This window comes from Nonomuraea sp. NPDC050786, from assembly GCF_040654115.1.
Taxonomy (GTDB): Bacteria; Actinomycetota; Actinomycetes; order Streptosporangiales; family Streptosporangiaceae; genus Nonomuraea.
In genome coordinates this window covers 1-20,280 of record NZ_JBFAHJ010000001.1, presented here as the reverse complement: position 1 = coordinate 20,280, position 20,280 = coordinate 1, and the positions used below count along the sequence as shown (strand labels likewise).

The following is a 20,280-nucleotide window of genomic DNA, read 5'->3' as shown; positions in this document are numbered from 1 at the left end:
CTTGGAAGGTTGCTCATGAGAAGGTTGCGCGTCCTCGAGCCACTCGCGTGGGTCGGGCCCGCCGTGGTGCTGATCGCGCTGGTCGTGCTCTGGCCTGTGATCGAGATGATCCGGTCGTCATTCCTCAAGATCAGCCGGTTCGGGGTGGTCCAGGGAAGCAACGGGCTCGCCAACTACGACAAGCTCTTCGGCGAGAAGGACTTCGCCGACATCATGGTCCGCAGCGTGATCTGGGTGGTCGCGGTCGTCGCGCTCACCGTGCTGGTCTCGCTGGCCCTCGCCCAGCTGTTCAACCAGCGCTTCCCGCTGCGCAAGGTGGCCCGGTGGGCGCTGATCGCGCCGTGGGCCGCGTCCGTGCTGATGACGGCGATCATCTTCAAGTGGATGCTCGACCCCGAGGTCGGCGTGATCAACCAGATCCGGCTGAAGCTGGGGCTGATCGACGCGATGGGCGGGGCCTCGGCCGACCAGCTCGGCGACGCCTCCACCGCGATGCCGTGGCTGGTGTTCGTGGCGGTCTTCGTGTCGGTGCCGTTCACCACGTACGCGCTGCTGGCCGGGCTGGCGACGATCCCCGCCGACGTCTATGAGGCGGCCAAGATGGACGGAGCCGGACGGTTCCGTACGTACTGGTCGATCACGCTGCCGCTGCTGCGCCCCGCGCTCACCGTGGCGGCCCTCATCAACGTCATGAACGTCTTCAACAGCTTCCCGATCATCTGGGCCATGACCCACGGCCAGCCGGGCTACTCCACCGCCACCTCGACGATCCTCATGTTCATCCTCAAGGGGTCGAACATCGGCGAGTCGGCGGCCATGTCCGTGGTCAACTTCGGCATGGTGATCATCCTGACCGCGATCTTCCTCAAGGTCTCACGCTGGAACAAGGAGGTGGCGTGATGGCCGTGGACACCGCGCACCCGGCAGCCACCACATCGCACCAGCACGTCAGGCCGGTCGCGCCGCGCAGGATGCCGCGTCTCAAAACGGTGTTCGTCGCGGCGACCGCGTACGTCATCGCACTGATCTTCCTGTTCCCGTACGTGGTGATGCTGCTCACCTCGCTGCGCGCCCAGGACTCCCTGCGTGAGGTGACGTTCTGGCCCAAGGAGTGGGTCTGGTCCAACCTCGCCAACTTCTGGACCAGCGGCCTGGCGGGGAACCTGTGGGTGACGCTCAAGGTCGCGGGCGGCTCCACGCTGCTGGTGCTGCTGGTGGCGCTGCCCGCCGCGTACTACTCGGCCAGGCATCACTTCAGAGGGCGTACGGCGTTCCTGATCCTGGTGCTGATCACCCAGATGTTCCAGCCCACGGCCATGCTGGTCGGCATCTACCGCGAGTTTTACCAGTTCGGGCTGGTGGACTCGGTCTGGTCGCTGATCCTGGTCAACGCCGGGTTCAACCTGGCCTTCGCGGTGTGGATCCTGAACGCGTACTTCGCCTCGATCCCGCGCGAGCTGGAGGAGGCCGCCTTCATCGACGGGAACGGGCGGTTCGGCGCGCTCTTCCGGATCACGCTGCCGCTGGCCATGCCCGGCGTCATCACCGCGCTGATCTTCACGTTCATCGCCGCGTGGAACGAGTTCGTGGTCGCGCTGACGCTGACCACGACGCCGGAGAACCAGCCGCTCACGGTGGCTCTCAACTCGTTCATCGGCCAGTATCAGGTCGACTGGCAGAACCTCTTCGCCGGCTCGGTGATCGCCACCGTCCCCGTGATCATCCTCTTCGCGCTGATCGAGCGGAAGGTGGTCGGCGGCCTGACGGCCGGCTCCATCAAGTGAGCGGCTTGGGGACCCGCGCCACGCAGAAGACGGTCTGGCCGAACGGTGGCCTGATGAACCGCTCGATGAAGCGGGTCGTCGGGACCACCGTGCGGTCGTAGATCTTGACCAGGCGCGGGTCGGGGTAGCCGACGCCGCCCCGGCGCACGGCCGCCCACCAGGCGATGCCGCCCAGGAAGTTGATCGGCTTGAGCACCTCGATGTCGAGGCCCGCCCTGGCGACCGTGGCACCCAGGGTCTTGGGCGTGTAGCGCTGGACGTGGCCGACCTTGCGGTCGAAGTCTCCGTAGAGCTGCATGTAGCCGGGCACCCAGATGATGATCCGCCCGCCCGGCAGCGTGACGCGGGCCAGGGAGCGCAGCGCCTCCGCGTCGTCCTCGATGTGCTCCAGGACGTTCATCATGACGACGGTGTCGACCTTGTCCTCGAGCGGGATCTCGGTGGGCAGGCCGAACTGCAGGACGCTGATGTCGTCGCGGTCCGCGAAGCGCTTCTCCAGCTGCTCGACGCAGTAGGGGTCGAAGTCGCTCACGACGAGCCTGTCGAGGCGTGGCAGGAACTGCTCCGCGAAGTGGCCGAGGCCCGAGCCGATCTCCAGCATCGAACGGCCGACATGCGGGGCGACCATGTCGAACTCGTACTGCCGATAGTTCTTGGCCTCGTCGCCACCCAGGTGGTTCTCCAAGGCCTCGTCACCGGCGGCCGGTTGCACTACACGGTCATACCCAGAAGACATTGTCCAGTTCCTTCGAGGGAGCTCATGGATTGCCCGAGTCTAATGCCCCGATCACCGGTGAGGTTCACCTGATGCGCGAAAGACCCTTCCGCAAGGGGCCCCGGATGGGGTGGAATCTGACTCGCCATGGACGACGACGAGGCGATCGAGCGCTCGCTCGCCGGTGACCTAGCCGCCTATGAGGCGCTGGTCGCCCGCTACAGCGCGCTCGCCCACCGTACCGCTTCCATGCTCGGGGCGGGGGACGAAGCCGAGGACGTCGTGCAGGAGGCGTTCGTCAAGGCGTTCCGGCACCTGGCGAGTTTCCGCAGGGACGCGCCCTTCCGCCCGTGGCTGCTGCGGATCGTGGCCAACGAGACCCACAACCTGACCCGGTCGCGGGGCCGCCGCTCCGAGCTGACGCTGCGGCTGGGCGCCACGGCGTCCGTGGCCGCGCCCGACGACCCGGAGGGCGCGGCGGTGGCCACCGACCGGCGCTCCCGCCTGCTGGAGGCGGTACGGCGACTGCCCGATCGGGAACGCCAGGCCGTCGTGTGCCGGTACTTCTTACAGCTGAGCGAGGCGGAGACGGCGCAGGTGCTCGACTGGCCCGTCGGCACCGTCAAGTCCAGTACGCATCGGGGGCTGGCCCGGCTCAGGGAGGAGGTGGGCAATGAACTCGCGTGAGCCTTTCGACGACCTGGAGGCCGAGCTCCTGGCGCTCGGGGACCTCCTGGACGTCCCCAGCCCACCGCCTGCCGACGTGGCCGCCTCCGTCCGCGCCCGCCTCGAGGCGGAGGCCCACGACGCCTCCGACTCCCCACCCACGGGGGCCACTGCCCCCACAGACGCCACCCTGCCGACGGGCCGCGCTCCGTCGACGGGTGCTGCTCCGCCAGACGCCGCGCCCACGGACGCCGCCGCGCCTTCACCCGCTGACGGCACGTCCACCGTTGATGGCGCGCTGCGCAGCGGCGCCGTGCCTTCGACCGGCGCCCCGCCTCCGACTGGCGCCGTGCCTCCTGTCGGCGGCGGGCGCGCCGGCGGCGATGCCGGTGAGGGCGGCGAGCCTGGTGAAGGTCCCGATCCCGCGCATGACGCCCTCCGGCCGCACCCCCCGGCGCCGGGTCGGCGGGACGACGGGCGGCGGCCTCCGGCACGACGTGGCCGGCGGGCGAGGTGGAAGATCATCACGGCCGTCGTCCTCGTCGTCGTCGCCATCACGGCGGCCACCCCCCAGGGCAGGGCGGCCGTGGTGCGGATCCTGCGTTTCGCCGGGATCGAGCTCCGGATCGGCGAGACCATCCCGCCGCCGGTCACCACCACGGCGCCCATGCCGGGCGAGCACACCGTGCCGCCGGACCAGGCCAGGGGCCAGGTGAAGTTCCAGGTCAAGACGGTGAAGGCGCTCGGCGACCCCAAGAGCGTCACGGTCGCCGACAACGGCAGGGTCGTGTCGATGTTCTGGCCGAACGGCGTCCGGCTCGACCAGTTCGACGGCAGCCTGGACCCGGTGTTCTTCAAGAAGCTCGGCCCACCGTGGCCCGACTACGCCAAGGTGGGCCCGTACGAAGCCTGGTGGGTCCCGGGAAAGCACCCCCTCGGCTACATCCTGCGCCAGGACGGCACCGAGGTCCCCCTGCGCCAGGCCGGGCCCACCCTCATCTGGCAGCAGCACGCGGTGAACTACCGCCTGGAGGGCCTCAAAACCAAGGAAGAGGCCATCCGCATCGCCACGTCACTCCGGTGAGCCCGTCAGCCAGTCGTCCACGCCCTTGAGCAGCTCCTTGCGTACCGGATCGGGGGCCGCGGACGACCGGATGGACTGGCGGGCCAGCTCGGCCAGCTCCGCGTCGCTGAAGCCGTAGACCTCCCGAGCCAGCTCGTACTGCCGCAACAGCCGCGCGCCGAAGAGCAGCGGGTCGTCGGACCCCAGAGCGAGCGGCACCCCCGCGTCGAACAGCCGCCGCACCGGCACGTCGGCGGGTTCCTCGGCCACCCCAAGGCCGACGTTGGAGGTGGGGCAGACCTCGCAGCAGATCTGCCGGTCGGCCAGCCGCTCCATCAGCCACTCGTCCTCCGCCGCCCGCACGCCGTGCCCGACGCGGTCGGCTCCCAGGTCGTCCACGCACTGCGCCACGCTCCGCGGCCCCAGCAGCTCGCCGCCGTGCGGCAGGGCCAGCAGCCCGCCGCGCTTGGCGATCCGGAACGCCCGCTCGAAGTCCCTGGCCGCGCCCCGCCGCTCGTCGTTGGAGAGCCCGAACCCCACCACGCCCTTGCCGACGTACTGGGTGGCGAGCCTGGCCAGGGTGTTGGCGTCGAGCGGATGGCGGGTCCTGTTGGCCGCCACGATCACCGCGATCCCGATCCCCGCGTGCTCGGCCGCCTGGCGCGCCGCGTCCAGCGTCAGCTCGAGCGTGGCCGTCAGCCCGCCGAAGCGCTGCGCGTACCCCGACGGGTCCACCTGGATCTCCAGCCACCGCGACCCGGCCGCCGCCTCGTCCTCGGCCGTCTCGCGCAGCAGCCGGTAGACATGCTCGGGCCGGGTCAGCACGGACCTGGCGATGTCGTACAGCCGCTGGAACCTGAACCACCCGCGCTCGTCGGTGGCCCGCAACTTGGGCGGCCAGTCCACCTCCAGCGCGTCGGGCAGGTGCAGCCCCTGGTCCCTGGCCAGCTCGATCAGCGTGGAATGCCGCATCGATCCGGTGAAGTGCAGGTGAAGGTGGGCCTTGGGTAGCGCGATCAGGGGCCTTGCCATTTGCATATCTTGCCACTCAACCCGGGGCGGGGCTCGCGCGTTGGGGAGGGCGAAAGGGGACCCTCACTCATGACAGATGACGAGGAAGCGGCGTTCGACGAGTTTCTCGCCGCTCGGAGCACGTCGCTGCTGCGTACCGCGATCCTGGTGTGCGGAGCGACGAGGCATGACGCCGAGGACCTGGTCCAGCACGCGCTGGAGAAGGTCTACCGGCACTGGCCGCGGATCAGGGGCGACAACCCCGAGGCGTACGCCAGGAAGGTCGTCATCAACGCGGCGATCAGCCGGGCGCGGCGGCGCAGGATCGTCCAGGAGATCACCTTCGCCCGGCCGCCGGAGACCGCCGCCGACTCTCCCGACCTCGACCTGCGCGACACGCTCATGCAAGAGCTGCGCAGGCTGCCGCCACGGATGAGGGCCGTCCTCGTCCTGCGCTACTGGGAGGACCAGAGCGAGGAGAGCACCGCGGCCCTGCTCGGCTGCTCGGTCGGAACCGTGAAGAGCCAGGCTGCACGGGGGCTCGCCAGGATCCGCGAAAACCTGAATCTCGCCAAGGAAGTGATCGGATGATGATCGAAGAAGACCTCGCGGAGGCCATGGAGGCGCACGTCGCCGACGTGCAGGCCCCGCCGGATCTGGGCAGGTCCGTACGGCGCCGGCACCGCTCCCGCGTGGCCCGGTTCCGCGTGGCGGGCGCCGCGCTCGCCACGGCGGCGCTCGCGGTGACCGTGCCGGTGACGCTGAACTCCTCGGAGCCCGCCGTCACCGCGAACCCCGCGAGCGGCTCGGACCGGGTCGTGGTGCAGGCGAGCGTGACCGTGCCCGACGTGACGGGCAAGACCGCGGCGGAGGCGGAGCGGACATTGCGCGATGCCGGCCTGGACATCGACTATTCCCCGCTGAAGAGACGCGAGGGATTCGACGGCTACCTGGTTCGGAAGCAGGAGCCGGCCGCGGGCCGGGAAGTGGCCCCGGGCACACGTGCCACCCTCTTCGTCGAGTCGCCCGCCACGTCGCCGCAGGACCTGGGCGACCTGGGCGACGGGCGGGAGTTCGGCGGCATCCGCCTGAGCTATCTGCCGGACGGGTTCCGATGGGGCAAGTTGTCGAGCAAGGACCAGTTCGGCGTGCACAGCTACTCGACGAGCTTCGAGAAGCCGTCGGATGACCAGCGGATGCACTACTCGGTCGAGGTGATCGTGTACGAGGGCGAGGCCGTCAAGAAGATCTACGCCGATTTCCCCAGGAAGGGGGCCGAGATCGTGGACGTCAACGGCAATGAGGCGCGACTGGCCAATCTCAGCGAAGCGGGTGAGGTCGTACCGTTCTTCACGGACAAGAGCACGCTCACGATGGCCTGGAAGCTCCGCGACGACCTGGCCGTCAAGCTGCGCGTCAGCCCCGCGTACGAGATGTCGATCGGCAACCGTGTCCATGGCGAGTTGAAGAAGATCGCGAGGGGCATCCGGGCGATCAGCTGAACCCGGTGGTACGGACGGGGCCGAACGGGGGATCAACGATGCATGATCCCTGTGGCTCCCGGCGGCATCGGGGAGGGGCGGCGTGCGGTGCTCGCGGCGCTGGCGTTCGGGGTGGCGGCCGGCATCATCTACCTGCTCTTCTCCTCGGGCTTCGGGCGCCCGCGGCCCGCCGCCGTGGCCGCCGCCGTCCCCGTGCGGACCCCGCCGGAGGCCGGTCTCGCCGTGGTGTCCCACGATTTCTGGCTCACCTACCTGCCCGCCGGGCTGACGCGCAGCGGCGGGGGAGCGATCGGGGCGGCGGGGGCGTGGGCCAGGTTCGGCTCGGGCGACCGGTTCGTGGAGGCCAGGATCGAGCCCGTACCCGACTGGGCGAGTTACCGCGGCCAGGTCGCGGACGCCCGCGCCACCATCGTGCGCGGCAGGCCCGCCGTGGCGGGCAGGCATCCGGGAGGTGGCCTGGCGATCGTCTGGCTGGAACGCGCGGGCACCGGCGCGTGGGTCCGGGTCAGCGAGTCGCTCGGCCGCGAACTGGTCGCGATTGCCGCTTCCGCCAGAGGTCCTGTAGGAGACTAGGAGCCTTTCCGTGCGTTTCTTGGGGGGTCCGATGCGGCGTCTGGCAGCGGTGCTCCTCGTGTTCGCGCTGGCGGGGTGCGGCAGCGGCGACCCGCCCGTCTCCGAGCCCGGGTCCCACGCCAAACCGCCGCCCACGCCTGTGACGCACGAGGGCCACACGCTGGCCTGCGGGCCGACCGACGTGCGGCTGCCCGCCATGCGGGAGGGGCTGACCAGGAGGGGATCGTTCGCCCGCCTGGAGTCGCTCACCCGGCGGCTGGACGTCGACGGCCTGATCTGGCGGGAGAACGACGAGGAGCTGTACGTCGGCGTCGTCTGCGGGGTGCGGACGGCCGAGCAGTTCGCCACGCTGGTCGCCAGGTCGACCCTGACGGTCTACAAGGGCAGGCCGGCGCTGCGCTGGACCACGCGTACCGGCCTGCGTAACTTCATGTGGCTGGAGCGGCCGGGCACCGCGGTCTACATCGGCGCGACGCCCGGCCTGACAGGCGAGATCAGGCGGATCGCCGCCAGGGTCGCCCTCAGCCCCGCGCCCTGACGCCCTCAGCCCCGCCCCCTGACGCCCTCAGCCCCGCCCCCTGACGCCCTCAGCCCCGCCCCCTGACGGCCGCGGGCCTCAGCGGGCCTCCGACAGGAGCTTGCCCATGCGGCTGACGCCCTCCACCAGGTCGTCGTCGCCCAGCGCGTACGACAGCCGGAAGTAACCAGGCGTGCCGAACGCCTCGCCCGGCACCACCGCCACCTCGGCCTCCTCGAGGATCAGCTCGGCCAGCTCGCCCGACGACCCCGGCCGCCTGCCACGCAGCTCCTTGCCGATCAGCTCCTTGACCGAGGGATACGCGTAGAACGCCCCCTTCGGCTCCGGGCAGAACACGCCCGGGATCTCGTTGAGCATCCTGACGATCGTCTGGCGGCGCCGGTCGAACGCCGTACGCATCTCCGCCACCGCCGACAGGTCGCCGGACACGGCGGCCAGCGCGGCCATCTGGGAGACGTTCGAGACGTTGGAGGTGGCGTGGGACTGCAGGTTGGTGGCGGCCTTGACCACGTCGGACGGGCCGATCAGCCAGCCCACGCGCCAGCCGGTCATCGCGTACGTCTTGGCCACGCCGTTGAGGATCACGACCCGGTCGGCCAGTTCGGGGACGGCCGTGGCGATGCTGGTGAACTCGGCGCCGCCGTACACGAGGTGCTCGTAGATCTCGTCGGTGACCACCCAGAGGCCGTGCTCGGCGGCCCAGCGGCCGATGGCCTCCGTCTCCTCGCGGGAGTAGACGGCGCCCGTCGGGTTGGAGGGCGAGACGAACAGCAGGACCTTGGTGCGCTCGGTGCGCGCGGCCTCGAGCTGCTCGACGCTCGCCAGGTAGCCGGTGGACTCGTCGGCCACGACGTCGACCTGCACCCCGCCGGCCAGCTTGATCGCCTCGGGGTAGGTGGTCCAGTACGGGGCCACGACCAGGACCTCGTCGCCCGGGTCGAGCAACGTCGCGAACACCTCGTAGACCGCCTGCTTGCCGCCGTTGGTGACCAGCACCTGCGACGCCTCGACCGCGTACCCGGAGTCGCGCCGCGTCTTGTCGGCGATGGCCTGCTTGAGCTCGGGCAGGCCGCCCGCCGGGGTGTACTTGTGGAAGCGGGGCTCGCGCGCCGCCTGGATCGCCGCCTCGACGATGTAGCCGGGCGTCGGGAAGTCGGGCTCGCCCGCGCCGAAGCCGATGACGGGACGGCCCGCCGCCTTCATCGCCTTGGCCTTGGCGTCCACGGCGAGCGTGGCGGACTCGGAAATCGCGGAGATTCTTGCGGAAATACGAGGTCGGGTGGACATGTGTCCATGCTCCCACGCGACCGTTGCGCGGTCGTGACCTGGGCGATCGGTATTCGGTTCGACGTGCCGCGCAATCACCCGTATGCTTTCGGCTGGTCCTTCCGCACAGCATGTCGGCGAGCGGTTCGGTCCGGGCAGTGGGTCGATCAGGGTAGTCTGGTCTAACGACATAGGGCACTGGCGCAATTGGTAGCGCACCGGTCTCCAAAACCGGCGGTTGGGGGTTCGAGTCCCTCGTGCCCTGCGAGTGCGGTCCGCGCAATAATGGGCGTGTAAGCGCGCCGCAAAACTGCGTTGGATACGACAGATTTCGGGTGAGGACTGTGGCGATCGACACGCGCGGCGAGACCGCAGGCAAGCCGAGTGGCGAGAAGAAGACACGCACTTCACCTGCCCTTTTCTACCGGCAGGTCGTCAACGAGCTTCGCAAGGTCATCTGGCCGACACGCAAGGACCTCATCACCTATACCACGGTCGTCCTGGTATTCGTTCTGATCATGGTCGGGATCGTGTACGGGTTTGACACCGCTCTGGGATGGGTGATCCTCAAGGTCTTCGGCGGCGGCTGATCCAGCCGTCAGCCATTGTCGCTTGACGGGATCGCCATTCGATACGAGCCGAATCGCGAAGAGACGAAAGAGGAAGAGTCACCGTGTCCGATCCTTCAGTTCCGGCGGACGAGTCCCGCGAGGAGTGGGGCGACGAGCTGGAAGAGGCCACTGAGGAGGCCGCCGAGTCGGCGCTCCAGGAGGCCGAGGTCGCGGAGAGCGACGAGGCAGCCGACGCCGAGGCTTCCGCCGTCGAAGACGGTGAGGTTCTTCCCGACGTCGACCCCGTCGAGGAGTTCAAGAGCTCGCTGCGCGGCCTTCCCGGCGAGTGGTACGTCATTCACTCCTACGCCGGTTACGAGAACCGCGTGAAGTCCAACATCGAGAGCCGCAACGTCTCGCTCAACATGGAGGACTACATCTACCAGGTCGAGGTGCCGACGCACACCGTCCAGGAGTTCAAGAGCGGCAAGAAGGTGCCGGTCAAGGAGCGCGTGCTGCCCGGCTACGTGCTGGTGCGCATGGAGCTCACCGACGAGTCCTGGGCCGCCGTGCGTAACACGCCCGGCGTGACCGGCTTCGTCGGCCTGTCCAACAAGCCGAGCCCGCTCAGCCTCGACGAGGTCGCCAAGCTGCTGGCGCCCGAGCCGACCGAGGAGACCAAGAAGGCCGCGGCCAAGACCGCCACGGGCCCGGCGGTCGAGTTCGAGATCGGCGAGTCCGTCACGGTCATGGACGGCCCGTTCGCGACGCTGCCCGCCTCGGTGAGTGAGATCAGCCCCGAGTCGCAGAAGCTCAAGGTGCTCGTCTCGATCTTCGGTCGCGAGACTCCGGTCGAGCTCTCGTTCAACCAGGTCTCGAAGATCTAAGACGATCACATACACTTAGACGTTCGGTCGGCCGCCTGTCGCTTCTTGGCTGGGCGGCCTCCGACATGTCAGGGCCGCAATCCGCGGCCCATGACAGGCATCGCAATCAGGACCCGGAGAAGGACAAATGCCTCCGAAGAAGAAGATCGCCGCGTTGGTGAAGGTCCAGCTCCCCGCTGGCCAGGCCACCCCGGCGCCGCCGGTGGGTACCGCGCTCGGTCCCCACGGCGTCAACATCATGGACTTCGTCAAGCAGTACAACGCTGCGACGGAGGCCCAGCGGGGCAACATCATCCCCGTTGAGATCACCATTTTCGAGGACCGCAGCTTCACCTTCATCACGAAGACGCCGCCGGCGCCGGAGCTGATCAAGAAGGCCCTCGGTCTCGACAAGGGCAGCGCGGTCCCGCACCGCGACAAGGTGGGCAAGCTCAGCCGCGAGCAGCTGCGCAGCATCGCCGAGACGAAGATGCCCGACCTCAACGCCAACGACATCGAGGCGGCCGAGAAGATCATCGCCGGCACCGCCCGGTCGATGGGCATCACCGTCGCCGACTAAGTTCTTCGCATCCGTGGGAGGGCCCGTTCGCGCGGGCTCGCCGTACCACTCAGGAGTCAAAAGCAATGAAGCGCAGCAAGGCGCACAAGGACGCGGCCGCCAAGGTCGACCGCGACAAGCTCTACTCGCCCGTCGAGGCCGCGAAGCTGGCCAAGGAGACGTCGACCACCAAGTTCGACGCCACCGTGGAGGTCGCGCTGCGGCTGGGCGTCGACCCTCGCAAGGCCGACCAGATCGTGCGCGGCACGGTCAACCTCCCGCACGGCACCGGCAAGACCGCCCGGGTCCTGGTCTTCGCGACCGGTGAGCGTGCCGAGGCAGCCCGCGAGGCGGGCGCCGACATCGTCGGCGCCGACGAGCTGATCGACGACATCTCCAAGGGCAACCGGCTCAACGAGTTCGACGCCGTGGTGGCCACGCCCGACCTGATGGGCAAGGTGGGTCGCCTGGGCCGCGTGCTCGGTCCGCGCGGTCTCATGCCCAACCCCAAGACAGGCACGGTGACGCCCGACGTCGCCAAGGCCGTGACGGAGATCAAGGGCGGCAAGATCGAGTTCCGCACCGACCGCCAGGCCAACCTGCACTTCATCATCGGCAAGACGTCGTTCGACGATCGCCAGCTCATCGAGAACTACGCCGCCGCCCTTGACGAGGTGCTGCGTCTCAAGCCGTCCGCGGCCAAGGGGCGTTACCTGAAGAAGGTCACGTTCTCCACGACGATGGGCCCGGGTGTCCCGGTCGACCCCAACGTCACCCGCGGCCTCACCGCTGAGCTCGAGGCCTGACCTCTCTCGGCGCATCTGCGAGAAGCCCCGCCCGGTTCCCGGGCGGGGCTTTTTTCTGTGCCGTCGTGTCCTGGGCTTCCGCGGCGTCGAGCCGGGTTGTTAAGGGAATGTGTGAAGTGTGTGGGGGATAACCCTGGGTTTTCCCCTAATTGTGCGGGGAAGTCGCTACAGCGGCGAAACCTAAAAGTAGGGTCAAGACATGCTGAAGCGCACGCTAAGTCTCACCGCGGCCGGAGCCGCGCTCGTCGTGGCGGCGGTTGCCGGTTGTGGAACGAACGCACAGCCCATCCAGGTCAACCTGGCCGCCTCAGAGGTGCTCGCGCAGGCGGCGCAGAAGACCGCAGAGGTCTCCAGCTACACCGTCGACGCCGTCGTCAACCTCACGCAGCCTCAGGAGGGCACCGGCAAGGTGCAGGGGCGCATGCTCTACCAGAGCAAGCCCCAGCTCGCCGTGGACCTCACCCTGGACACCGTGGACATGGGCGGGAAGAGCCTGCCGGGCGGCGTACGCGCCGTGCTGCAGGGCGACACCGTCTACGTCAAGGTCGAGGCGCTCAAGGACCTCCTCGGCGCCACCAAGCCGTGGATCAAGGTGCCGCTCAGCGAGATGGGCGACTCCGGCCAGGTGAACCAGTACCTGAGCCAGATCCAGCAGTTCGACCTCGGCAACGTGACCAAGCTGGTCACGGCCTCCAAGGACGTCAAGTCGGCCGGCAACGAGAGCGTCAACGGCGAGGACACCACGCACTACAGCGGCACGTTCCCGGTCGACGCGGCCGTGCAGCTGCTGCCCGCCGACAAGCAGGAGCAGGCTCGTACGAACCTGGCCGAGCTCAAGGACGTCAAGTTCGACATCTGGGTGGCCGCCGACGGCCTGCCGCGCAAGCTCGTCCTGAACGGCTCCAAGGAAGGCGCCACGCTCGACGCCACCCTGCTCTTCAAGGGCTTCAACGAGCCGGTCACGATCCAGGCCCCGCCCGCCGACCAGGTGGGAGAGCTGCCCAAGGGCACGACCAACTGAGAGCGATTTGGAAACTCGGCGGCCAGCACGTACTCTGGTCGTTGCCGAAGACCGCCGGTCGTCGTCAGGTGCCTCAAATGCCTGGCGACCGAAGGATCCACGCCATGTGGACGGCCTGCGCAGGTGTGATGCGAGTTTCCCATATGGTCTGATCCATGTGTGAGCCCCGTGCGCCCTGCGCCGGGGCTGTTCTCATTTCTGGGCCTTCGCCGGTGGCACATCTGGAAGGAGGCCCATGGCGAGGGCGGATAAGGCGACAGCGGTTGCCGAGCTCAAGAGCGAGTTCGAAGGCAGCAGCGCCGCCGTTCTGACCGAGTACCGCGGTCTCACCGTTGCGCAGCTCAAGGAGCTGCGCACCTCTCTCGGTGAGAATGCGAAGTTCGCCGTGGCGAAGAACACCCTGACCAAGATCGCCGCCAACCAGGCAGGCGTGACGGGTCTGGACGACCTGCTGCTCGGCCCGACCGCCGTCGCCTTCGTCAAGGGCGACGTCGTCGAGGCGGCCAAGGGTCTGCGTGACTTCGCCAAGGCCAATCCCCTTCTGGTGATCAAGGGCGGTGTCCTCGAGGGCAAGACGCTCGACGCCACCGAGATCACCAAGCTCGCCGACCTCGAGTCCCGCGAGGTCCTCCTCGCGAAGCTTGCTGGCGCGCTCAAGGCGAAGCAGAGCGCAGCTGCCGCTATGTTCGCCGCGCTGCCCACGCAGATGGCTCAGCTGGCCGACGCCCTCCGCGCGAAGCGCGAAGAGGCGGGCGAGTAACACGGGGGTTGCCGCAGCACACCGCGGTCCCGTTCCTAGTTTTCTGCAAGTCCTAAACGTAAGGAAAAGATCATGGCGAAGCTCAGCACCGAAGAGCTGCTCGACACGTTCAAGGAGATGACCCTCCTCGAGCTGTCCGAGTTCGTGAAGCAGTTCGAAGAGGTCTTCGACGTCAAGGCCGCCGCCCCCGTCGCGGTTGCCGCCGCCCCCGCCGCCGCTGGTGGTGGCGAGGCCGCCGCCGTTGAGGAGCAGGACGAGTTCGACGTCATCCTCGAGGCCGCCGGCGACAAGAAGATCCAGGTCATCAAGGAGATCCGCGCCCTCACGTCCCTGGGCCTCAAGGAGGCCAAGGACCTGGTGGACGGCGCTCCCAAGCCCGTCTTCGACGGCAAGGTCAACAAGGAGCAGGCGGAGAAGGCCAAGGCTGCCCTCGAGGGCGCCGGCGCCACCGTGACCGTGAAGTAACTTTCCCCTTCACGCGTAGCTCTTCGGGAAGAGGCGGATACACCCTGGTGCCGGGTGTGCCGCCTCTTTTCGCGTTTCCGGGGCCTGCGCGCGGGCTCAGGAGGTTCTCATGTTCGTCTCATCGCCTTGCCAACCAGCCTGCCTAGCGTGCGAGGTGTGGTTAGCGAAGCCAAGTCTCGATGGGCGCCGGCCGCCCTCCTCATAGGCACCGCGGTGCTCTACGTCTGGGGCCTGGGCGCCTCCGGATGGGCCAACTCCTTCTACGCGGCGGCCGTACAGGCGGGCAGCCAGAGCTGGAAGGCGTTCTTCTTCGGATCCTCCGACGCCGCCAACGCCATCACCGTCGACAAGACCCCGGCCTCCTTGTGGCCGATGGTGCTCAGCGTGCGGCTGTTCGGGCTCAACTCCTGGGCCATGCTCATTCCCCAGGCGCTCATGGGCGTCGGTGCGGTGGCGCTGGTGTACGCGTCGGTGCGCAGGTTGTTCACCGTCTGGGCCGGGGTGCTGGCCGGGGCCGTGATGGCGCTCACTCCGGTGGCCGTGTTGATGTTCAGGTTCAACAACCCCGACGCGCTGCTCGTCCTGCTGCTGACGGCCGCCGGGTACTGCGTGGTGCGGGCGCAGGAACGCGGGGCCACCCGGTGGCTGGTGCTGGCGGGGAGCGCGATCGGGTTCGCGTTCCTGGCGAAGATGCTGCAGGCGTTCCTGGTCCTGCCTGGTTTCGCGCTGGTCTACCTGATCACCGCGCCGGTGGCGCTCCGGCGGCGGGCGTGGCAGTTGCTGCTGGCCGGTGCCGCCATGGTGGTCTCGGCCGGGTGGTGGCTCCTGGCGGTGGCGCTGGTGCCCGCGTCGGAGCGGCCGTACATCGGGGGCTCGCAGACCAACAGCGTGCTGGAGCTGGCGCTCGGCTACAACGGGATCGGGCGGCTCAACGGCGCCGACTACGGCGGGCTGGGCAATCTCAACCAGCAGGCCGGATGGCTGCGGCTGTTCGACACCGAGGCGGGCGGGCAGATCTCGTGGCTGCTCCCGGCGGCGCTGGCGCTCCTGGCCGCGGCCACCTGGCTCACCCGGCGGGCGCCGCGGGTCGATCCGGTCCGTGCGGCCTTCTGGGTGTGGGGGAGCTGGCTGGTCGTGACCGGGCTGGTCTTCAGCCTGATGCAGGGGATCTTCCACGCGTACTACACCGTGGCGCTGGCGCCGGCCATCGCGGTGCTGGTGGGCATGGGAGCGGCCCTGCTCTGGGAGCGGCGGTCGCTCCGGCTCGCGGCCATGGTGACGGCGGGGACGGCGGTGTGGTCGTACGTGCTGCTGTCGCGCAGCGCGGACTGGAACCCCTGGCTGGGCGTGGTCGTGCTGGTGGCGGGGCTGGGGGCGGCGCTGGCGATGCCGTTCACGCGCCGGACCCTGGCCGTGGTGGCCGTCGCCTCGGTGGCGTGCCTGGCGGCTCTGGCGGGTCCGGCGGCCTATGCCGTCGACACGGCCGCATCCCCGCACGCCGGGGCGATCCCGACCGCCGGGCCCTCCACCGGCGGCTTCGGCGGCGGGTTCCCGCAGCCCGGCGGGGGAGGCGGCCAGCGGTTCCGCCGGCTGCCTGGAGGCGGCCAGGCGCTGCGGCAACCGCCGGGCGGCGCGCAGGGGCAGGGCGGTGCCCAGGGGCAGGACGGCGGCGGGTTCGGCGGCGGTGGCATGGGGCGCGGCGGAGCGGGCATGGGCGGGCTGCTCAACGCGGGGACCCCGGCCGCCGAGCTGACCGCGCTGCTGAAGACCGGGGCCTCCGCCTACACGTGGGCGGCGGCGACGGTGGGCTCCAACAACGCGGCCGGATACCAGCTGGCCAGTGGTCAGCCGGTGATGGCGGTGGGCGGGTTCAACGGCACCGATCCCGCGCCCACGCTCGATCAGTTCAAGCGGTACGTCGCCGAGAAGAAGATCCACTACTTCATCGGCACCGGTATGGACGGGGGCCGTCGCAGCACGGGTGGCAGCGACGACGCGGCCCGGATCGCGGCCTGGGTCCAGGAGACGTTCACCGGCACCACCGTCGGCGGTACGACCATCTTCGACCTCAGCCAACCCTGACCATCCCCTCTCCGCCTGCCGCCCGGACGCATGGCCTCAGTCACGGCGGAGGCCATGACCCGGCCGCAGCCGGCGCCGGGCAAGGTGGCGCGGCGGAGATCAGGAAGCGGCGGCGGCTCGGACCTGGGCGACGGCGCTGCTGTCCATGTAGTCCCTGGCGTGGACGATCCGGCCGTCCCTGATCCGCAGCACCAGCAGGCCGGGGACGGTGATCCGCTGGTCGCCGACCACGACAAATGTGTTCTGCTCCACCACCACGACCTCCGGATCCGTCGTCCGGTGGAGCGCCAGGCGACGCACCTCCTGGACCTCGGCCGCGGTCGCGCCCCACGACGCGCGGTAGCCCGCGCGGATCTCCTCCCTCCCCTTGTACGGCGCCAGCCCCCCGAACGGGAACTCGTGCAGCCCGTCCTCCGCGTAGAGGTCGGCCAGCTCGTCGGCGGACTTGTGCAGCATGGCCGCGTGATAGGCGGTGACGATCTCTTCGATGGACATGGGAGTATCCCCTTTCGCTCAACGAGTGTTGACTCAACGAGCGTAGAGCGAAAGTCGAGCTTCGGTCAACGCGTGTAGAGTCGGCGGCGTGGGCGAGAGAGTGCTTCCGCGGGCCGAGAGGCGGCGCCGTACCGAAGGAAAGATCCTGGACGCCGCCCGTGCGCTCTTCGCCGAGCTGGGCTTCGAGCGGACCACCATCAGGGCCGTCGCCAAGGCGGCCGAGGTCGACCCCGCCCTCGTGATGCAGTACTTCGGCAGCAAGCAGCAGCTCTTCCAGCAGGCCGTACGGGTGACGCCGGCCGGGGACGGCGAGCTGACCGCCGAGGAGCTCGTCGAAGAGCTGCTCGGCACCCTCAACGTGAAGATGGGCGCGCTGCCGCAGAGCTCGCTGGCGATGATGCGGTCCATGCTCACCCACCCCGAGGCGGCCGCGTCGGCGCGGCAGGTGCTGGGGAGCCAGATCGACCGGCTGGCGGAGGCCATTCCCGCGGACGATGCGCGGCTGCGCGCGGCGCTGATGACGACGATCATGCTCGGCATCGCCGTCGGCCACCAGCTGCTGGAGCTCGAAGAGCTGCGCGAAGTGTCGCAGGACGAGATCGCGCGGCTCCTGCGCCCCAGCCTGCGGGCGCTGACCGGCGGCCCGGAGGGCTGACCGCGGGCGAGCGGTTTCATAACCGCGCAGTAACAAGTTATTGGAACGGGTTCCAATGCCGCCGAACCCCATTACGGTGAGGACGTCACGTTATCCGGCGGATACTCACTGCGATCGGAAGGTGTCCAGTGGGAGTCGAAGTCGTGGTCGACGGGTTGACCAAGTCGTTCGGCCGGCAGGTCATCTGGGAGGACGTCTCCCTCACGCTGCCCGCGGGCGAGATCTCCGTCCTGCTCGGCCCTTCCGGCACCGGGAAGTCGGTCTTTCTCAAGACGCTGGTCGGCCTGCTGCGGCCTGATCGCGGTCACATCTGGATCGACGGCTACGACCTGGCCAACTGCAACGAGAACAAGCTGTACGAGCTGCGCCGGCTGTTCGGCGTGCTCTTCCAGGACGGCGCGCTCTTCGGCTCGCTCAACCTCTACGACAACATCGCCTTCCCCCTGCGGGAGCACACCAAGAAGTCCGAGTCGCAGATCCGTCAGATCGTGATGGAGAAGGTCGAGCTGGTCGGCCTGCTCGGCTCCGAGTCCAAGCTGCCCGGGGAGATCTCCGGTGGCATGCGCAAGCGTGCGGGGCTGGCCAGGGCGCTCGTGCTGGATCCGGAGATCATCCTGTTCGACGAGCCCGACTCCGGCCTCGACCCGGTGCGCACCGCGCTGCTCAACCAGACCATCGTCGACCTCAACGCGGAGATCGAGGCGACATTCCTGATCGTGACGCACGACATCAACACCGCCCGTACGGTCCCCGACAGCATCGGGATGCTGTTCAGGCGCGAGCTGGTCATGTTCGGCCCGCGCGAGATGCTGCTGTCGAGCGAGGAGCCCGTGGTGCGGCAGTTCCTCAACGCCAGGAGGCACGGCCCGATCGGGATGTCGGAGGAGAAGGACCTCTCCGAGCTGGAGGCCGAGGCTCAGCTGGGGCTCGACCCCGGCGTGCTGCCGCCGATCCCGCCGCAGCTCATGCCGACCGGCAACCGGATCCGCCGCTCCCAGCAGCCACCGGGCACGTGGCTGGCGGCGAACGGGGTGATCCCGCCGCCGGGGTCGTTCGTGGACGAACGCGGTCGTAACTGGCTGGAGGAGTACCCCCGGCTCGTCAACGCGTACCTCCACGGCACCCGCTGAGCCTTTTGAGTGCCCTGTCCGGCCTTTCGCCCCTCCGAGGCCGCGCCGGACGCTCAGCGGGCCTCTGAGGGCCGTCTGAAGGCATTTGCCGATATCTGGGCGCCTTGACCGATTCACCCAGAGTTCTCTACCGCCTCGGTTGATTCGGGGACTCCAGGGCCGGACAGCGCGTTATGATCCGGCGGACCGGCCGAGGGAGGGGTGAGCAGACGTGGCAGGACTTGCCGCCCGCCCCGCCCGCATCCTGATCGCCGCGCTCAGCGGAGTGCTCGCGGTGCTGGTCGGCTCGGGCGTGTGGATCGCCGCGCAGGCGCGCGAGGAGCAGGGCAGGGCAGGCGACAGGCAGGCAGCGCTCCTGGCCGCGGGGACCCACGCGAAGAACCTGGTCTCGCTCGACTACAAGACCGTCGACGCCGACGTGAAGCGCATCCTCGACACCTCGACCGGGACGGCCAGGGCGGAGTACGAGGCCAACGAGTCCAGGCTCAAGTCCACCACGGTCCAGAACAAGGTGGTCCAGCACGGCGTGCTCCGCGCGACGGGGCTGGTCTCCATGGCGGGCGCCACGGCGAAGGTGCTGGTGGTGGCCGATGTGGAGATCCGCTGGGACGGCTCCAAGAGCCCGCCGCAGGAGCGGTACTACCGGTGGTCGATGGAGGTGACCAAGGTCGGCGGCGTCTGGCTGGTGTCGAAGGCGGTGCAGGTGAAGTGAGGATGTTCGCGATCGTGCTGCTGGGCGTCCTCGTGGTCGCGGCGGGCGTGCTGGTGCCGACGATGTGGTTCAACCTGCGCGACCTGCGCGCGGCCGACGCGGCCGGGGCGGAGGCGATGGCGGCGGCCAAGGAGGTGGCGCCCGATCTGCTCTCGTACGACTACCGGACGGTGGAGGCGGACCTGGCGCGGGCCGGCACGCACACGACCGGCGAGCTGACCAAGCACTACAAGGAGCTCACCACGTCCCTGGTGTCCAGGGCCAAGGCGCAGAAGATCGTGCAGACCGTGACCGTGGCGGGTGCCGGGGTCGAGCGGGCCGAGCCCGACCGGGTAGAGGTTCTGCTCTTCGTGAACACGGGTACGGTCAAGGAGGACGCGGGCAAGACCGGGCTTGAGCAACAGTTCACCCAGAACCGCGCCAGGTTCGTCATGGTCCGGCAAGATTCGCGCTGGCTGGTGGCCGACATGTCGACCCTCCTCGGTACCGCTTGACCCCTCAGCGCGCCGCTTCCTTCAATTGTTACCAAAAAAAGGGTTTAGCGAAGCCTTGGGAACGGGTACCTCAGTCACTGCTACACCGGTTGTCGGCATCGGTTCGACCCCCGGTGTGACGGAGCGTTAACCGCCCCCGTTCGCGGGTATCGTCTTGGGCCTGGCGGTAGGCGACCTGTCACACAGGGGAGAAAACCCAGCGTCCGGCCCCCTAGTCGGCTAAAAGTCGGGGTTGTGGGCTTGACGTTTCCGCCTGAACGGGCGATGCTGCGACCAACGTGGAGCATGCAGCGAGAGCGAAGTGGACAGGCGTGTGCCGTTCGGCTACACTGCCCCTTTGCGCTGCCCTTTGACGACCCGCTCCGCTTGCTCACGTTGCGAGGTTGTCTGGCGTGCGTGTAGTCAGTCCGCCGCGAGCCCTCGGAAGGACATCTGTTGGCAGCCTCGCGCAACGCCTCCGCCGTACCCGCTGGTCCCCGTCGCGTCTCTTTCGCGCGCATCCAGGAGCCCCTCGAAGTTCCTGACCTTCTGGCCCTGCAGACCGAGTCTTTCGACTGGCTGCTCGG

At 68.9% G+C, this 20,280-nt stretch carries 24 protein-coding genes and 1 tRNA gene; 21 read left to right on the top strand and 4 right to left on the bottom strand.

Features of this window, described 5'->3' with window-relative positions:
- The first annotated feature begins 15 nt into the window (after positions 1 to 15).
- Together AB0H84_RS00125 and AB0H84_RS00120 are read left to right on the top strand one after the other, a co-directional pair.
- Entirely contained in the window at positions 16 to 900 is an 885-nt protein-coding gene (locus AB0H84_RS00125; protein WP_357595700.1) for a sugar ABC transporter permease, read from the top strand.
- On the top strand, positions 900 to 1,784 hold the full coding sequence (locus AB0H84_RS00120; protein WP_357597867.1) for a carbohydrate ABC transporter permease: 885 nt from the start codon (positions 900 to 902) through the stop codon (positions 1,782 to 1,784). The genes AB0H84_RS00125 and AB0H84_RS00120 overlap by 1 nt, the downstream gene beginning before the upstream one ends.
- On the opposite strand, the gene AB0H84_RS00115 is transcribed toward AB0H84_RS00120, so the two are convergent.
- Entirely contained in the window at positions 1,777 to 2,496 is a 720-nt protein-coding gene (locus AB0H84_RS00115) for a methyltransferase domain-containing protein (RefSeq protein ID WP_357595697.1), read from the bottom strand. The genes AB0H84_RS00120 and AB0H84_RS00115 overlap by 8 nt on opposite strands.
- Before the next feature lie 150 nt (positions 2,497 to 2,646).
- Between AB0H84_RS00115 and AB0H84_RS00110 the strand changes: the two genes are divergently transcribed.
- Both AB0H84_RS00110 and AB0H84_RS00105 read left to right on the top strand, forming a co-directional pair.
- Entirely contained in the window at positions 2,647 to 3,186 is a 540-nt protein-coding gene (locus AB0H84_RS00110) for an RNA polymerase sigma factor (protein ID WP_357595694.1), read from the top strand.
- Entirely contained in the window at positions 3,173 to 4,249 is a 1,077-nt protein-coding gene (locus AB0H84_RS00105; RefSeq protein WP_357595691.1) for a hypothetical protein, read from the top strand. The genes AB0H84_RS00110 and AB0H84_RS00105 overlap by 14 nt, the downstream gene beginning before the upstream one ends.
- On the opposite strand, the gene AB0H84_RS00100 is transcribed toward AB0H84_RS00105, so the two are convergent.
- Positions 4,238 to 5,260: an adenosine deaminase gene (locus AB0H84_RS00100; RefSeq protein WP_357595688.1), complete on the bottom strand. Its 1,023-nt coding sequence runs from the start codon at positions 5,258 to 5,260 to the stop codon at positions 4,238 to 4,240. The genes AB0H84_RS00105 and AB0H84_RS00100 overlap by 12 nt on opposite strands.
- 69 nt (positions 5,261 to 5,329) lie before the next feature.
- Between AB0H84_RS00100 and AB0H84_RS00095 the strand changes: the two genes are divergently transcribed.
- Genes AB0H84_RS00095 through AB0H84_RS00080 form a run of 4 tightly spaced genes read left to right on the top strand, consistent with a single transcriptional unit; the run spans position 5,330 to position 7,852 of the window.
- Entirely contained in the window at positions 5,330 to 5,830 is a 501-nt protein-coding gene (locus AB0H84_RS00095) for a SigE family RNA polymerase sigma factor (protein ID WP_357595685.1), read from the top strand.
- Complete coding sequence (locus tag AB0H84_RS00090) at positions 5,827 to 6,741, top strand: PASTA domain-containing protein (protein WP_357595682.1); 915 nt, start codon at positions 5,827 to 5,829, stop codon at positions 6,739 to 6,741. Before AB0H84_RS00095 ends, AB0H84_RS00090 begins: the two co-directional genes overlap by 4 nt.
- A gap of 42 nt (positions 6,742 to 6,783) precedes the next feature.
- Entirely contained in the window at positions 6,784 to 7,314 is a 531-nt protein-coding gene (locus AB0H84_RS00085; protein WP_357595679.1) for a hypothetical protein, read from the top strand.
- 31 nt (positions 7,315 to 7,345) lie between these two features.
- Positions 7,346 to 7,852, top strand: coding sequence for a hypothetical protein (locus AB0H84_RS00080; protein ID WP_357595676.1), 507 nt, complete (start codon positions 7,346 to 7,348; stop codon positions 7,850 to 7,852).
- A gap of 78 nt (positions 7,853 to 7,930) precedes the next feature.
- On the opposite strand, the gene AB0H84_RS00075 is transcribed toward AB0H84_RS00080, so the two are convergent.
- Complete coding sequence (locus AB0H84_RS00075; RefSeq protein ID WP_357595673.1) at positions 7,931 to 9,139, bottom strand: pyridoxal phosphate-dependent aminotransferase; 1,209 nt, start codon at positions 9,137 to 9,139, stop codon at positions 7,931 to 7,933.
- A gap of 171 nt (positions 9,140 to 9,310) precedes the next feature.
- On the opposite strand from AB0H84_RS00075, the gene AB0H84_RS00070 reads away from it, so the two are divergent.
- From AB0H84_RS00070 to AB0H84_RS00030, 9 genes are all read left to right on the top strand, one after another.
- A tRNA-Trp gene (locus tag AB0H84_RS00070) sits at positions 9,311 to 9,383 on the top strand.
- Positions 9,384 to 9,462: 79 nt separating this feature from the next.
- Entirely contained in the window at positions 9,463 to 9,708 is a 246-nt protein-coding gene (secE, locus tag AB0H84_RS00065) for a preprotein translocase subunit SecE (RefSeq protein ID WP_344997633.1), read from the top strand.
- An 83-nt stretch (positions 9,709 to 9,791) separates the two neighbouring features.
- The gene (gene nusG, locus AB0H84_RS00060) at positions 9,792 to 10,556 is read left to right on the top strand and encodes a transcription termination/antitermination protein NusG (RefSeq protein ID WP_357595670.1); all 765 of its coding nucleotides are present in this window, start codon (positions 9,792 to 9,794) and stop codon (positions 10,554 to 10,556) included.
- A gap of 127 nt (positions 10,557 to 10,683) precedes the next feature.
- The gene (gene rplK, locus AB0H84_RS00055; RefSeq protein ID WP_106244322.1) at positions 10,684 to 11,115 is read left to right on the top strand and encodes a 50S ribosomal protein L11; all 432 of its coding nucleotides are present in this window, start codon (positions 10,684 to 10,686) and stop codon (positions 11,113 to 11,115) included.
- A gap of 65 nt (positions 11,116 to 11,180) precedes the next feature.
- Positions 11,181 to 11,900, top strand: coding sequence for a 50S ribosomal protein L1 (gene rplA / locus AB0H84_RS00050; protein WP_357595668.1), 720 nt, complete (start codon positions 11,181 to 11,183; stop codon positions 11,898 to 11,900).
- A 199-nt stretch (positions 11,901 to 12,099) separates the two neighbouring features.
- Positions 12,100 to 12,921 carry an LppX_LprAFG lipoprotein gene (locus AB0H84_RS00045; RefSeq protein WP_357595665.1) on the top strand — a complete coding sequence of 274 codons (822 nt, stop codon included), beginning with the start codon at positions 12,100 to 12,102 and terminating at the stop codon, positions 12,919 to 12,921.
- A 235-nt stretch (positions 12,922 to 13,156) separates the two neighbouring features.
- Positions 13,157 to 13,681 carry a 50S ribosomal protein L10 gene (rplJ, locus tag AB0H84_RS00040; RefSeq protein ID WP_357595662.1) on the top strand — a complete coding sequence of 175 codons (525 nt, stop codon included), beginning with the start codon at positions 13,157 to 13,159 and terminating at the stop codon, positions 13,679 to 13,681.
- Between the two features lie 72 nt (positions 13,682 to 13,753).
- Positions 13,754 to 14,146 (top strand): 50S ribosomal protein L7/L12, encoded by a 393-nt coding sequence (rplL, locus tag AB0H84_RS00035; protein WP_357595659.1) that lies wholly within the window; start codon positions 13,754 to 13,756, stop codon positions 14,144 to 14,146.
- Between the two features lie 156 nt (positions 14,147 to 14,302).
- Positions 14,303 to 16,228 (top strand): glycosyltransferase family 39 protein, encoded by a 1,926-nt coding sequence (locus tag AB0H84_RS00030; RefSeq protein ID WP_357595656.1) that lies wholly within the window; start codon positions 14,303 to 14,305, stop codon positions 16,226 to 16,228.
- Positions 16,229 to 16,327: 99 nt separating this feature from the next.
- Here AB0H84_RS00030 and AB0H84_RS00025 read toward each other — a convergent pair whose 3' ends face one another.
- Positions 16,328 to 16,723, bottom strand: a complete 396-nt coding sequence (locus AB0H84_RS00025; protein ID WP_357595653.1) for a nuclear transport factor 2 family protein — start codon at positions 16,721 to 16,723, stop codon at positions 16,328 to 16,330.
- A gap of 88 nt (positions 16,724 to 16,811) precedes the next feature.
- On the opposite strand from AB0H84_RS00025, the gene AB0H84_RS00020 reads away from it, so the two are divergent.
- The 4 genes from AB0H84_RS00020 (at position 16,812) to AB0H84_RS00005 (ending at position 19,714) form a co-directional block, all read left to right on the top strand.
- Entirely contained in the window at positions 16,812 to 17,378 is a 567-nt protein-coding gene (locus tag AB0H84_RS00020; protein WP_357595650.1) for a TetR family transcriptional regulator, read from the top strand.
- Between the two features lie 128 nt (positions 17,379 to 17,506).
- Positions 17,507 to 18,508 (top strand): ABC transporter ATP-binding protein, encoded by a 1,002-nt coding sequence (locus AB0H84_RS00015; RefSeq protein ID WP_357595647.1) that lies wholly within the window; start codon positions 17,507 to 17,509, stop codon positions 18,506 to 18,508.
- 211 nt (positions 18,509 to 18,719) lie between these two features.
- Positions 18,720 to 19,220: a hypothetical protein gene (locus AB0H84_RS00010; RefSeq protein WP_357595644.1), complete on the top strand. Its 501-nt coding sequence runs from the start codon at positions 18,720 to 18,722 to the stop codon at positions 19,218 to 19,220.
- A gap of 2 nt (positions 19,221 to 19,222) precedes the next feature.
- Complete coding sequence (locus AB0H84_RS00005; protein ID WP_357595642.1) at positions 19,223 to 19,714, top strand: hypothetical protein; 492 nt, start codon at positions 19,223 to 19,225, stop codon at positions 19,712 to 19,714.
- Positions 19,715 to 20,280 lie beyond the last annotated feature (566 nt).

Excerpts from the sequence above, each read along its gene's own strand:
- AB0H84_RS00125 (WP_357595700.1), top strand. The coding sequence starts at position 16 with ATGAGAAGGTTGCGCGTCCTCGAGCCACTCGCGTGGGTCGGGCCCGCC.
- AB0H84_RS00120 (WP_357597867.1), top strand. The coding sequence starts at position 900 with ATGGCCGTGGACACCGCGCACCCGGCAGCCACCACATCGCACCAGCAC.
- AB0H84_RS00110 (WP_357595694.1), top strand. The coding sequence starts at position 2,647 with ATGGACGACGACGAGGCGATCGAGCGCTCGCTCGCCGGTGACCTAGCC.
- AB0H84_RS00105 (WP_357595691.1), top strand. The coding sequence starts at position 3,173 with ATGAACTCGCGTGAGCCTTTCGACGACCTGGAGGCCGAGCTCCTGGCG.
- AB0H84_RS00100 (WP_357595688.1), bottom strand. The coding sequence starts at position 5,260 with ATGGCAAGGCCCCTGATCGCGCTACCCAAGGCCCACCTTCACCTGCAC.
- AB0H84_RS00095 (WP_357595685.1), top strand. The coding sequence starts at position 5,330 with ATGACAGATGACGAGGAAGCGGCGTTCGACGAGTTTCTCGCCGCTCGG.
- AB0H84_RS00090 (WP_357595682.1), top strand. The coding sequence starts at position 5,827 with ATGATGATCGAAGAAGACCTCGCGGAGGCCATGGAGGCGCACGTCGCC.
- AB0H84_RS00085 (WP_357595679.1), top strand. The coding sequence starts at position 6,784 with ATGATCCCTGTGGCTCCCGGCGGCATCGGGGAGGGGCGGCGTGCGGTG.
- AB0H84_RS00080 (WP_357595676.1), top strand. The coding sequence starts at position 7,346 with ATGCGGCGTCTGGCAGCGGTGCTCCTCGTGTTCGCGCTGGCGGGGTGC.
- AB0H84_RS00075 (WP_357595673.1), bottom strand. The coding sequence starts at position 9,139 with ATGTCCACCCGACCTCGTATTTCCGCAAGAATCTCCGCGATTTCCGAG.
- rplK (WP_106244322.1), top strand. The coding sequence starts at position 10,684 with ATGCCTCCGAAGAAGAAGATCGCCGCGTTGGTGAAGGTCCAGCTCCCC.
- rplA (WP_357595668.1), top strand. The coding sequence starts at position 11,181 with ATGAAGCGCAGCAAGGCGCACAAGGACGCGGCCGCCAAGGTCGACCGC.
- AB0H84_RS00045 (WP_357595665.1), top strand. The coding sequence starts at position 12,100 with ATGCTGAAGCGCACGCTAAGTCTCACCGCGGCCGGAGCCGCGCTCGTC.
- rplJ (WP_357595662.1), top strand. The coding sequence starts at position 13,157 with ATGGCGAGGGCGGATAAGGCGACAGCGGTTGCCGAGCTCAAGAGCGAG.
- rplL (WP_357595659.1), top strand. The coding sequence starts at position 13,754 with ATGGCGAAGCTCAGCACCGAAGAGCTGCTCGACACGTTCAAGGAGATG.
- AB0H84_RS00025 (WP_357595653.1), bottom strand. The coding sequence starts at position 16,723 with ATGTCCATCGAAGAGATCGTCACCGCCTATCACGCGGCCATGCTGCAC.
- AB0H84_RS00005 (WP_357595642.1), top strand. The coding sequence starts at position 19,223 with ATGTTCGCGATCGTGCTGCTGGGCGTCCTCGTGGTCGCGGCGGGCGTG.